14 protein-coding genes and 1 pseudogene are annotated in these 11,134 nt (G+C 66.6%); 10 read left to right on the top strand and 5 right to left on the bottom strand.

What is annotated here, in order from left to right:
• The first annotated feature begins 5 nt into the window (after positions 1-5).
• The 10 genes from F1642_RS03540 (at position 6) to F1642_RS15350 (ending at position 6,391) form a co-directional block, all read left to right on the top strand.
• On the top strand, positions 6-272 hold the full coding sequence (locus F1642_RS03540) for an RNA-binding S4 domain-containing protein (RefSeq protein WP_194885736.1): 267 nt from the start codon (positions 6-8) through the stop codon (positions 270-272).
• Between the two features lie 31 nt (positions 273-303).
• A complete protein-coding gene (fdxA, locus tag F1642_RS03535) occupies positions 304-642 on the top strand; it encodes a ferredoxin FdxA (protein ID WP_045999118.1) in 339 nt (112 codons plus the stop codon).
• A 292-nt stretch (positions 643-934) separates the two neighbouring features.
• Positions 935-1,444, top strand: coding sequence for a CarD family transcriptional regulator (locus F1642_RS03530; protein ID WP_042246772.1), 510 nt, complete (start codon positions 935-937; stop codon positions 1,442-1,444).
• A 138-nt stretch (positions 1,445-1,582) separates the two neighbouring features.
• On the top strand, positions 1,583-2,500 hold the full coding sequence (locus F1642_RS03525) for a manganese-dependent inorganic pyrophosphatase (protein WP_148912254.1): 918 nt from the start codon (positions 1,583-1,585) through the stop codon (positions 2,498-2,500).
• Positions 2,500-3,369, top strand: a complete 870-nt coding sequence (locus F1642_RS03520) for a TIGR01459 family HAD-type hydrolase (RefSeq protein WP_194885496.1) — start codon at positions 2,500-2,502, stop codon at positions 3,367-3,369. Before F1642_RS03525 ends, F1642_RS03520 begins: the two co-directional genes overlap by 1 nt.
• Positions 3,370-3,510: 141 nt before the next feature.
• Complete coding sequence (locus F1642_RS03515; protein WP_127898588.1) at positions 3,511-3,954, top strand: MaoC family dehydratase; 444 nt, start codon at positions 3,511-3,513, stop codon at positions 3,952-3,954.
• Positions 3,955-3,983: 29 nt separating this feature from the next.
• Positions 3,984-4,913: a bifunctional riboflavin kinase/FAD synthetase gene (locus tag F1642_RS03510; protein WP_045999121.1), complete on the top strand. Its 930-nt coding sequence runs from the start codon at positions 3,984-3,986 to the stop codon at positions 4,911-4,913.
• Positions 4,913-5,353: a YcgN family cysteine cluster protein gene (locus tag F1642_RS03505; RefSeq protein ID WP_045984124.1), complete on the top strand. Its 441-nt coding sequence runs from the start codon at positions 4,913-4,915 to the stop codon at positions 5,351-5,353. The genes F1642_RS03510 and F1642_RS03505 overlap by 1 nt, the downstream gene beginning before the upstream one ends.
• Positions 5,350-5,901: a low specificity L-threonine aldolase gene (locus F1642_RS15355; RefSeq protein ID WP_255522111.1), complete on the top strand. Its 552-nt coding sequence runs from the start codon at positions 5,350-5,352 to the stop codon at positions 5,899-5,901. Before F1642_RS03505 ends, F1642_RS15355 begins: the two co-directional genes overlap by 4 nt.
• A complete protein-coding gene (locus F1642_RS15350; protein WP_255522110.1) occupies positions 5,837-6,391 on the top strand; it encodes a low specificity L-threonine aldolase in 555 nt (184 codons plus the stop codon). Before F1642_RS15355 ends, F1642_RS15350 begins: the two co-directional genes overlap by 65 nt.
• On the opposite strand, the gene F1642_RS03495 is transcribed toward F1642_RS15350, so the two are convergent.
• The 5 genes and pseudogenes from F1642_RS03495 to F1642_RS15345 all read right to left on the bottom strand — a co-directional run.
• A complete protein-coding gene (locus F1642_RS03495) occupies positions 6,388-6,858 on the bottom strand; it encodes a CinA family protein (protein ID WP_139599035.1) in 471 nt (156 codons plus the stop codon). The two genes, F1642_RS15350 and F1642_RS03495, sit on opposite strands and share 4 nt — an antisense overlap.
• A complete protein-coding gene (locus F1642_RS03490; protein ID WP_127898585.1) occupies positions 6,855-7,352 on the bottom strand; it encodes a phosphatidylglycerophosphatase A in 498 nt (165 codons plus the stop codon). Before F1642_RS03490 ends, F1642_RS03495 begins: the two co-directional genes overlap by 4 nt.
• A complete protein-coding gene (locus F1642_RS03485; RefSeq protein WP_194885495.1) occupies positions 7,349-8,491 on the bottom strand; it encodes a bifunctional 2-C-methyl-D-erythritol 4-phosphate cytidylyltransferase/2-C-methyl-D-erythritol 2,4-cyclodiphosphate synthase in 1,143 nt (380 codons plus the stop codon). The genes F1642_RS03490 and F1642_RS03485 overlap by 4 nt, the downstream gene beginning before the upstream one ends.
• The gene (gene purL / locus F1642_RS03480; protein ID WP_045999124.1) at positions 8,488-10,668 is read right to left on the bottom strand and encodes a phosphoribosylformylglycinamidine synthase subunit PurL; all 2,181 of its coding nucleotides are present in this window, start codon (positions 10,666-10,668) and stop codon (positions 8,488-8,490) included. Before purL ends, F1642_RS03485 begins: the two co-directional genes overlap by 4 nt.
• Before the next feature lie 303 nt (positions 10,669-10,971).
• Positions 10,972-11,134, bottom strand: a pseudogene (locus tag F1642_RS15345) (LysR family transcriptional regulator); the annotation flags it as partial.

Raw genomic sequence — 11,134 nt, 5'->3', positions numbered from 1 at the left:
TTCGGCTGGACAAATGGCTGTGCCATGCGCGGATCTTCAAGACGCGCGGCCTGGCCGCCGCCCGCATCGAGGCGGGCGGCATCCGGGTCAACGGCCAGCCCTGCCGCAAGCCGGGGCGCGCCGTGCGGCCCGGCGACGTGCTGACGGTATCCGCCTATCAGCGTGTGCGGGTGTTGACCGTGCTGGGCCTGTCGGACCGGCGCGGCCCGGCCCCCGAGGCGCAGCTGCTGTATCGCGAAGACTTGATTGATCCCCCGGGAATGTCTAGGTGACAGCCCGAACAGACCAGACGAAAGCGCCCCGATGACCTATGTCGTGACTGACAACTGCATCATGTGCAAATACACTGATTGCGTCGAAGTGTGCCCCGTGGACTGCTTCTACGAGGGCGAGAACACGTTGGTCATCCATCCCGACGAATGCATCGACTGTGGCGTCTGCGAACCGGAATGCCCCGCAGACGCGATCCGCCCGGATACCGAGCCGGCGATGGAAAGCTGGGTCGAGTTCAACCGCAAGTATTCCGAGCTGTGGCCGGTGATCACCCGGAAGAAGGATCCCCTGCCGACCGCCGCCGAGATGGACGGTCAGGAAGGCAAGCTGGAAAAGTATTTCTCGGAAACGCCCGGCGAAGGCGATTGATTCGACCGGGCAGGGCCTGCAAGGTCCTGTTCCGCCGCCATTAAAGGCCCAGACAATGCCGATGCGCCGCCCGAAAGGCAGTGCTTTTTTTGGCGTCATTTTTGTGTTATACTCCCTTATGTCGCGCCTTGTGCTGCTGCTTGTCAACAGGACTGTGTCGCATCCCAAACTGCCGGATCCGTGCCGACTGCAGGCAGGGATCGTCAAACATGATCGAAAACGGACCGAGGGTGGCCTTGCCCCCCTGCGGCCCTTTGTGCCCGTCTCGCGGGCGCATGTCAGAGGAAGCCAGATGTCGAAGTCGAAAAAGAACGAATTCCGCCCCGATGACTTTGTTGTCTATCCGGCCCATGGGGTCGGTCGTATCGTCTCGATCGAGGAACAGGAGGTCGCGGGCCTGCGGCTGGAGATGTTCGTGATCTCGTTCGACAAGGACAAGATGACCCTGCGCGTGCCCACCGCCCGCGCCAGCGAGATCGGCATGCGCAGCCTGTCGACCCCCGACCTGATCGACCGCGCGCTGGAGACCCTGAAGGGCAAGGCCCGCGTCAAGCGCGCGATGTGGTCGCGCCGGGCGCAGGAGTATGAGCAGAAGATCCATTCCGGCGACCTGCTGTCCATCGCCGAGGTCGTGCGCGACCTGCACCGCTGCGACGATCAGCGCGAACAGTCCTATTCCGAGCGTCAGCTGTACGAGGCCGCCCTTGACCGCCTGACCCGCGAAGTCGCGGCCGTCGGCGGCCTGGACGAAGGCGGGGCGCAGAAGCGGGTGGGCGAGGTTCTGCTGACCCGCGCCGCCTGAGCGCTGACCACGACGACCCCAAGGGCGCCCCGACCGGGCGCCCTTTCGCTTTGGTGGACCGTTGTGCCGAACGTGGACAACGCTGCCCCGCCTGCCTATAAGGCGGCCATCCATACCCAACACCCTTCGAGGCGCATCATGATCAAGGTCTTCGGCCACACTTCCCCCGACACGGATTCCACCGGCTCGCCCATCATCTGGGCCTGGTATCTGAACGAGTGCCGCAAGACCCCGGCCGAGGCCGTGCTGCAGGGAGAGCCGAACACCGAGGCGTTGTGGATGCTGGACCGCTGGAACCTGTCCAAGCCGCGCATCATCGACGACGTGACCGCCGACGACGTCTGCGTGATCGTTGACACCAACAACCCCGCCGAACTGCCCGCCAACCTGGAGCATGCCGAGGTGATCGAGATCATCGACCACCATCTGCTGGCCGGCGGCATCAAGACCCGTGCGCCGATCAACATCACGATCCGCCCGCTGGCCTGCACCGCGACGATCATGCACGATCTGATCGGCGACGATCTGGCGCAGGCCCCCGAAGGGATCAAGGGCGCAATGCTGACCTGCATCCTGTCGGACACGCTGGAATTCCGGAGCCCGACCACCACCCCGCATGACCGCGCCGTGGCCGAGAAGCTGGCCGCCGACCTGGGCGTCGACATCGCCGAGTTCGCCGCCGAGATGTTTGCCGCGAAATCCGATGTCAGCGCCTTCAGCGAGGCCGCGCTGCTGAAGATGGACAGCAAGGAATACGAGCTGGGCGGCAAGCAACTGCGTATCTCGGTCCTGGAGACGACCGCACCGCAGGTGATCCTGGACCGCAAGGATGCCCTGATCGCCGCCATGCCCGCCGTCGCCGCCGAAGACGGTGCGGACGAGGTCATGCTGTTCGTGGTCGACATCCTGCGCGAACAGGCGACGCTGCTGGTGCCCAACGACTATGTCAAGTTCGTGGCCGAGCGCAGCTTTGGCGTTACTGTCACCGGTGACACCGTTGTTCTGCCCGGCGTCATGAGCCGCAAGAAGCAGATCATCCCGGTTCTGGCTGTCTGATGACCCGCATCATTTCGTCTCTGGCCGAGGTTTCGGCCAGCTATGACGCGCTGTTCTGCGATCTCTGGGGCTGCCTGCACAACGGCAAGCAGCCCTTTCCGGCTGCGGTCGCGGCGCTGCAGGCGTTCCGCGCGCAGGGGGGCCAGGTCTGCCTGATGACCAACGCCCCGCGCCCGAACCAGTACGTGATCGCGCAACTGGATCGCATGGGCGTGCCGCGTGATGCCTGGGATCTGGTCGTCAGTTCCGGCGACGCGGCGCAGGACGCGATGTTCGCGGGCGCCGTCGGGCGGAACGTCTGGCATATCGGGATCGAGAAGGACCACGGGTTCTTTACCGACATTCCTGACGCCCATCGCGATGCGGCCCCCATCCGGCGCGTCCCGCTGGAGGAGGCCGAGGGGATCATCGCCTCGGGGCCGTTCGACGAGCTGAACGAAACGCCCGAGGATTACCGCGACCGTTTCCAGGGGGCAGTCGACCGCGGTCTGCCGATGCTGTGCGCGAACCCCGACATCGTCGTCGACATGGGCGAGACCCGCATCTATTGCGCGGGCGCACTGGCCGATTTCTATCAGTCGCTTGGCGGGACGGCGCTGTATTACGGCAAGCCGCATGCGCCGATCTATGAGCGGGCGCGGTCGCTGATGGGGTTGGCCCCCGACGCACGGTATCTTGCGGTGGGCGACGGCATCGCCACCGACATCGCGGGTGCCGAGGCGCAGGGGATCGATTCGATCTTCGTCACCGGCGGTCTGGCTGCGGATGCCTTCGGTCCGGACGTCGAACAGCCCGATGCCGGGATGCTGCCTGAATGGCTGGGATCGCAGGGACGGGCGCCGACCTTCGCGATCGGGCGGCTGCGCTGAGGCGACGCGATCCGCGATGCGCGGGTCGCGGCGCAACAATGGAACGAAGATCGAAGGCATTCGGAAATATTGTTGCCATCCATGCTTTGTGCTGCTATGCAGCATCAAGCATGGATCATGGCATTCCGGATGAGCAGCAAGATGTTGGACAATCTTCCACGCGGCACCATCGTCATCGAGGATCTGGAGATCGGCATGGTCCGGCACCTGCAAAAGCAGGTGACCGATCGGGACATCGAGCTGTTCGCCGAGGTGTCGACCGACCGGAACCCGGTCCATCTGGACGACGCTTATGCGCAGGATACGATCTTCGAAGGCCGGATCGCCCACGGCATGCTGACCGCGGGGCTGATTTCTGCGGTGATCGGCGAACAGCTGCCCGGTCACGGTACCGTCTATCTGGGCCAGACGCTGAAGTTCATGGCCCCCGTACGCCCCGGCGACATGGTCCGCGCCGAGGTCGAGGTTCAGGCCATCGACCATGCGAAACGGCGGGTCACGCTTGCAACCCGCTGCCTCGTCGGCGATACGGTCGTCTTGAAAGGCGAGGCGGTCGTGCTGGCCCCAAGCCGCAAGTTCGACTGAGGGGTGCGTGGCGCCCTGTTGGGGGCGCATTGCAGATCCATCGCGACTGGACCGGGCTGAAGGCCGAGGCACGCGGCGCATCGGTTGCCATGGGCAATTTCGATGGCGTCCACAAGGGTCACCGCGCGGTCATCGACGCCGCCCGCGCCGCCAGCGACGCGCCCTTGGGCATCCTGACCTTCGAGCCGCATCCGCGCGAGTATTTCGCCCCCGACGCGCCGCCCTTTCGCCTGATGAACTCCGAGGCACGGGCCAACCGCCTGTCCCGCCTTGGTGTTCAGCACCTGTACGAACTGCCCTTTGGCCCGGTGCTGGCGGGCCTGACCCCGCAGGCCTTCGCGCAGGAGGTTCTGGCCGACGGGCTGGGCATCGCGCATGTCACCGTGGGCGCGGATTTCTGTTTCGGCAAGAACCGCGCGGGCACGGCGCAGACGTTGCAGGATCTGGGTCGGACGTACGGCTTCGGCGTGACCATCGTCCCGCTGATCGGCGCGGGAGAGGCCGAATACAGCTCGACCGCGATCCGCACGGCGCTGGCGCAGGGGCTGACCCACGAGGCCGAGCGCATGCTGGGCCATTGGCACCGCATCGAGGGTGAGGTCATCCACGGCGAAAAGCGGGGCCGGGAACTGGGTTGGCCCACCGCGAACCTGGCGATGGACGGGCTGCACCTGCCGCGCCTTGGCGTCTATGCGGTGTTGGTCGACATCCTGACCGGCCCGGACCGCGGCCCGTGTAAGGGCGTGGCCTCGCTTGGGGTGCGGCCGATGTTCGGGGTGAACACCCCGAATCTTGAGGTGAACCTGTTCGATTTTTCGGGCGATTTGTACGGACAGCACCTGTCGGTCGCCCTGGTCGATTTCCTGCGCGACGAGGCCAGGTTCGACAGCCTGCAGGCGCTGATCGACCAGATGGAGCAGGACGGCGCCCAGGCCCGCGCCCTGCTGTCGGGCCGCTGATGCGCGAGCGTTTCTGGGAACTGCCGCTGCCCCGCCTGGCCCCCGACGAATGGGAGGCGCTGTGCGATGGGTGCGGCAAGTGCTGCCTGAACAAGATCGAGTTCGAGGACACGAACGAGCTGGCCTTCACGCGCGTCGCCTGCAAACTGCTGGACGGGGACGCCTGCCGGTGCAGCAGCTATCCGAACCGCCACGACTATGTCCCGGACTGCGTGGTGCTGACCCCCGCCAAGATCAAGGAGGTCGCCTGGTGGCTGCCCGTCACCTGCGCCTATCGCCTGCGCCATGAGGGGCGGCCGCTGTATGACTGGCACCACCTGATCTCGGGCTCGACCGAGACGGTGCACGAAGCAGGCGTCAGCGTCCGCGGCTGGACCGTCAGCGAGCTGTCGGTCACCGAGGACGATTGGGAGGACCACATCATTGAGGATCTGTCATGAATTTCGCCTCGGACAATTCGTATGCTGCGCATCCTGCCGTCCTGACCGCGATGGCCGACGCCAATTCCGGTGCGGTCATGGGCTATGGCGCCGACCCGGTCACCGCGCGGGCCGAGGCCGCGATCCGCGATCTGCTGGAGGCACCCGAGGCTGTCGTCCGCTTTGTCGCCACCGGGACGGCCGCGAATGCGCTGGTCTGTGCGCAGATGTCGCCGTCCTTCGGACGCATCTACTGCCACGACGACGCGCATATCGAGACCAGCGAATGTGCCGCACCCGAATTCTTCTCTCACGGGGCAAAGCTGGTGACCCTGCCGGGCGAGGGCGGTCGGATCGATGCGGCCACCTTGGCGCGGACGCTGCAGGTCGGTGCCGGGGTGGGCCTGAACGGCGGGCGCAGCGCGCTGGTGTCGATCACGAATGCCACCGAATGGGGCACGGTCTATGACCCGGACCAGGTCGCGGCGCTGGCTTCCGTCGCCCATGCGGCGGGATTGCCGCTGCACATGGACGGGGGCGCGGTTCGCAAATGCGGTCGCGACGCTTGACTGTTCGCCTGCCGATCTGACCTGGCGCGCCGGTGTCGACGCGCTGTGCCTGGGCGGCACCAAGAACGGCGCAATGGGGGCCGAGGCGATGGTGTTCTTCGACCCCACCCGTGCCGAGGGATTCGATTACCGTCGCAAGCAGTCCGGCCACGTGATGTCCAAGAATCGCTATTTGGCGGCGCAGATGCTGGCCTTGGCGACCGATGGGTTGTGGCTGGACCTCGCGCATCGCGCAAACACCAAGGCGCAGGTCCTGGGACAGGCGGTCGTCGATGGCGGGGGGCGGCTGTTGCAGCCGGTCCAGTCGAACGGCGTCTTTGCCGCGATCCCGAAGGCGGCCCATGACCGGGCGCAGGCGGCGGGCGTGCTGTATCACCTGTGGCCCGACAAGACGGTGCAGGGGGCCGACCCCGTGCCGCTGCGCCTGGTCACCGCGTGGGATACGCCCGATGCGGACGTCGCGGCGATGGCCGCGATCCTGCGCGGCTAGTTGCGCAGCGCGTCCAGCAACAGTTGCAGCGCGTGTTCGATGGTTGCCGCACGCACGCGGTGACGGCCGATCGCACCGAATTCGACGGTTTGGGTGAAGGTGCCAAAGGGCTGGCTGATGCCAAAGCAGACGCGCCCTTCGGGCTTGTGCTCGGATCCCCCGGGACCCGCGATGCCGGTGACCGAGACGGCGATCCCGGCATCGGACTGGCGCAGCGCGCCCTGGGCCATTTCGGCCGCGACCTGTTCGCTGACCGCGCCATGCGTATCCAGGGTTTCGGCCCGCACGCCCAGCATCTGCATCTTGGCCGCGTTCGAATAGGTGACAAAGCCCCGGTCGAATCCGTCGGACGATCCCGGAACCTCTGTCAGGGCGCCGGCGATCAGGCCGCCGGTGCAGCTTTCGGCCGTCGCGATCATGACGCGCCGAGCGCGGGCGGCGTCAAGGACCTGCGCCGCCTGGCTCACATCAGCACCGTATGGGCAAAGGCCGCGGCGGCCATCGTGGCCAGCGCCGCAAAGATGCCCGCCCACAGATCGTCCAGCATCACGCCGGCACTGTCATGGCGGCGATCGGCGCGGCCGACCAGCCACGGCTTCCAGATGTCGAACAGCCGGAAGAACAGGAAGGCCGCGACCCAGCCCGGATAGGGAAAGCTGTCGGCGGGCAACCCCGCGTGCCAGAACCCGAAGGACGGCGCCATCAGCGCCAGCCACTGGCCCGCGACCTCATCGATGACGATCTCGCTGCGGTCGGGGTCGTCCATACCGACGGTGTAGCGCGGCACCACCCAGAACCCCAGCAGGATCACCAGCCCCGTGGCCAGCGCCAGAAGCGGGAAATGCCCGATGCGGTGCAGGATCAGCCCCATCGCAACGGCGACCGCCGATCCCCAGGTGCCGGGGGCGGGGCGCAGCAGGCCTGCGCCGAACCAGGTGGCCAGCATGCGATCCATGGTCATTCCTTGATCAGGGTGGCGGTCGCGATGGCGGCGATCCCCTCGCGCCGGCCGGTAAAGCCAAGGCGTTCGGACGTGGTGGCCTTGACGCTGATGCGCGCTTCCTCAACGCCCATGATTTCCGACAGGCGGTGGGCCATCGCCAGCGCATGGGGCCCGATCTTGGGCGCCTCGCAGATCAGGGTCACGTCGGCATTGCCGATGCGGAACCCCTTGTCGCGGGCCATGCTGGCCGCATGGGCCAGAAAGATCGCGCTGTCGGCACCCTTCCATTGCGGGTCCGAGGGCGGGAAATGCCGCCCGATGTCGCCCTGCGCCAAGGCGCCATAGATGGCGTCGGTCAGCGCATGCATGCCAACATCGGCATCGGAATGCCCCAGCAGGCCCGCGTCATGCGGCACCTGCACGCCGCACAGGGTGACGTGGTCCCCGGGTCCAAAGGCGTGCACGTCATAGCCATTGCCAAGGCGGATATCCATGTCGGTCCCCAGAATGCGTTCGGCCCGCGCGAAATCGGCGGGAAAGGTGATCTTCAGATTGTCTTCCGAACCTTGGGTGATGGCAACCTCCATCCCCGCGGCAAGTGCCAGCTGGACGTCGTCGGCCGCATCCCCCGGATGATCGCGATGCGCCTGCAGGATCCTGTCCAGAACGAAACCCTGCGGCGTCTGCGCCCGGAACAGCCCGTCACGCGGCGCGATGGCCGCGACCCGCGCGCCGTCCCCCCGCCACATCGCGTCCGACACGGGCAACGCGGGTGCGGCGGCGTCCGCGCCCTCTTGCAGCGCCCGGATCACGTCGTCGATGACCGATGGTGCAACCAGCGGGCGTGCCCCGTCATGGATCAGGACATGGCGGGCCTGGCCCTGCAAGGTGGTCAGGCCGGCGCGGACACTGGCGGCGCGGGTCTCGGCGCCCGCGACGATGGTGATGCCGCCGGCATAGCGGGCGATGGCCTGCCCCATGTCATCGGGGTGAACGACCAGAACGATCCGTTCAAAGCCCCTAAAGGCCGCCAGGGTCCGGTCCAGGACAGGGCGCCCGGCAAGATCGCGCCACTGCTTGGGCAGGCCGTCCCCAGCCCGCGTGCCCCGTCCCGCCGCCGTGATCAGCGCAGCAAAGCCCGCAGGCGCGCGGATCATGCGTGATCGGGCATGTCGCCCTGGATCGCAGCCGCAAAGGCCGTCCGATACAGGCTCGACAGTTCGGCCAGCGGCGCGCTGTCGTCGCCCAAGGTCACGCTGTCGCCGCCAAAGCGGCCAACGCTGGCGATGGTGACGCCCGCGGCCTGGGCCGCGGCGGTCAGGGCGCCTGCGGTGTCGGGGCGGCAGGCGACAAGATAGCGGGCCTGATCCTCTCCGAACAGTTGGGCGATGTCACCGCTGTCCAGCGTGACGCCCAAGCCCGCGGCCTCGGCCATCTCGAAGGCGGCAAGCGCCAGGCCGCCGTCCGACAGGTCGGTCGCCGATGCCAGGTGGCCCCGGTTGGCGCGCAGGAATTCGCCGTTGCGGCGTTCGTCGTCCAGATCGACATGCGGCGCGTCGCCGGATTCGATGCGGAACGCCTCCCACGCCAGGGCCGACTGTTCAAGGTGGCCGCGCGTGGCACCGATCACCAGGGCCAGGTCACCCTCGGCGGGAAGGCCAGCGATCAGATCGTCCAGATCCGCGATCAGGCCGACGCCGCCGATGGTCGGCGTGGGCAGGATGCCCTTGCCGTCGGTTTCGTTGTACAGCGACACGTTGCCCGACACGATGGGAAAGTCCAGCGCGCGGCAGGCCTCTCCGATGCCCTTGATGGCACCGACCAGCTGGCCCATGATCTCGGGCTTTTCGGGGTTGCCGAAGTTCAGGTTGTCGGTCGTGGCCAGGGGCAGGGCGCCCACTGCGGTCAGGTTGCGATAGGCCTCGGCCACGGCCTGCTTGCCGCCCTCGAACGGGTTCGCCTTGACATATCGCGGGGTGACGTCGCTGGTGAAGGCCAGCGCCTTGCGGGTTCCGTGCACGCGAACGACGCCCGCGCCCATGCCGGGACGGCGGATCGTGTCGGCCCCGACCTGCGTGTCGTACTGTTCCCAGACCCAAGCACGGTGCGCATGGTTCGGGCTGCCGACAAGCGCGCGCAGGCCGGCGATGGGCGCGATCGGGGGCAGGGCAGGCGCGGGCGTGGCCGCAGGCGTCTCGACCCAAGGGCGGTCATATTCCGGCGCGCTGGAGGACAGCTTGGACAGCGGCAGGTCGGCCATGACCACGTCGCGATGAACGATCAGGAAGCGGTCCTCGGCGATGGTTTCTCCGACGATGGCGAAGTCCAGGTCCCACTTTTGGAAGATCGCCCGCGCCTCGGCCTCCTTCTCGGGCTTCAGCACCATCAGCATCCGCTCCTGGGATTCCGACAGCATCATCTCGTAGGCGGTCATGTTGGTTTCGCGTTGGGGCACGCTGTCCAGGATCAGCTTAATCCCCAGGCCGCCCTTGTCGCCCATCTCGACCGCCGAACATGTCAGGCCCGCGGCCCCCATGTCCTGGATCGAGATCACCGACCCCGACGCCATCAGCTCAAGGCACGCCTCCAGTAGGCATTTCTCGGTGAACGGATCGCCGACCTGCACGGTGGGACGTTTGTCCTCGATGGTGTCATCGAACTCGGCGCTGGCCATGGTCGCGCCGCCGACGCCGTCGCGGCCGGTCTTGGCGCCCAGATAGACGACGGGCATGCCGACGCCCGAGGCCGCCGAATAGAAGATCTTGTCGGCATCGGCCAAGCCCGCCGCAAACGCGTTGACCAGGCAGTTGCCGTCATAGCTGGGGTGGAAACGAACCTCCCCGCCAACATTCGGCACGCCGAAGGCGTTGCCATAGGCGCCGATCCCCTCGACCACGCCCTTGACCAGATGCGGGGTCTTGGGGTGATCGGTGCGCCCGAAGGACAGCGCGTCCATCGCGGCGATGGGGCGCGCGCCCATGGTGAAAACGTCGCGCAGGATGCCGCCCACGCCGGTCGCGGCGCCCTGATGGGGTTCGATATAGCTGGGATGGTTGTGGCTCTCCATCTTGAAGACCACCGCCTGACCGTCGCCAATATCGACCACGCCCGCGTTCTCTCCGGGACCGCAGATCACCTGGGGGCCGTCGACGGGCAGGGTACGCAGCCATTTCTTGGACGACTTGTAGGAACAGTGCTCGTTCCACATGGCGCTGAAGATGCCCAGTTCGGTGAAGGTCGGTTCGCGCCCGATGATCTGCAGGATGCTGGCATACTCGTCCGGCTTCAGCCCATGGGCCGCGATCAGTTCCGGGGTAAGCTGTGGTTCCTGCATGACACGACCCTTCCTGCGCATGAAATCACGCGTCTTCTAGGCGCTGGCGGCGTCCATGGAAAGGCCGCAGAACCCGGGCGCGGGACAAAAAAAAGCCGGGCACAAGGCCCGGCCTAAGTCCAACAGGGAGGTAGAAGGTGATGAGCGATTACGCTGATCATCGCCTTCTAAGCCCGATCTATGTGCAGTCTGTGAACTCTTCAAGACAAATGGCGCTGCGGCTGCAGCATAGCCGCCATGCGCTGGCGTAATGGCTGCACGCTGCGCGTGCATCATTCCGGTTTTGCCTGTGGTTTGGGCAGATCAGACCTGCCCGGCCTCGCTTTGATGGCGCCGATAGGCCTGGATTTCTTCCAGGACGAAGTCCCGGAACACCGCGACGCGGCGCGTCTGGCGCATTTCCTCGGGATAGGCAAGGAAGACCGGTACCTCTCCTGACTCGGTGTCCGGGAACACGCGGATCAGG

This window comes from Paracoccus sp. NBH48, assembly GCF_015390265.1.
Lineage (GTDB): Bacteria > Pseudomonadota > Alphaproteobacteria > Rhodobacterales > Rhodobacteraceae > Paracoccus > Paracoccus marcusii.
This window is presented reverse-complemented; position numbering and strand designations above follow the sequence as displayed.

Excerpts from the sequence above, each read along its gene's own strand:
- fdxA (WP_045999118.1), top strand. The coding sequence starts at position 304 with ATGACCTATGTCGTGACTGACAACTGCATCATGTGCAAATACACTGAT.
- F1642_RS03530 (WP_042246772.1), top strand. The coding sequence starts at position 935 with ATGTCGAAGTCGAAAAAGAACGAATTCCGCCCCGATGACTTTGTTGTC.
- F1642_RS03525 (WP_148912254.1), top strand. The coding sequence starts at position 1,583 with ATGATCAAGGTCTTCGGCCACACTTCCCCCGACACGGATTCCACCGGC.
- F1642_RS03520 (WP_194885496.1), top strand. The coding sequence starts at position 2,500 with ATGACCCGCATCATTTCGTCTCTGGCCGAGGTTTCGGCCAGCTATGAC.
- F1642_RS03515 (WP_127898588.1), top strand. The coding sequence starts at position 3,511 with ATGTTGGACAATCTTCCACGCGGCACCATCGTCATCGAGGATCTGGAG.
- F1642_RS03505 (WP_045984124.1), top strand. The coding sequence starts at position 4,913 with ATGCGCGAGCGTTTCTGGGAACTGCCGCTGCCCCGCCTGGCCCCCGAC.
- F1642_RS15355 (WP_255522111.1), top strand. The coding sequence starts at position 5,350 with ATGAATTTCGCCTCGGACAATTCGTATGCTGCGCATCCTGCCGTCCTG.
- F1642_RS15350 (WP_255522110.1), top strand. The coding sequence starts at position 5,837 with ATGCGGCGGGATTGCCGCTGCACATGGACGGGGGCGCGGTTCGCAAAT.
- F1642_RS03490 (WP_127898585.1), bottom strand. The coding sequence starts at position 7,352 with ATGACCATGGATCGCATGCTGGCCACCTGGTTCGGCGCAGGCCTGCTG.
- F1642_RS03485 (WP_194885495.1), bottom strand. The coding sequence starts at position 8,491 with ATGATCCGCGCGCCTGCGGGCTTTGCTGCGCTGATCACGGCGGCGGGA.
- purL (WP_045999124.1), bottom strand. The coding sequence starts at position 10,668 with ATGCAGGAACCACAGCTTACCCCGGAACTGATCGCGGCCCATGGGCTG.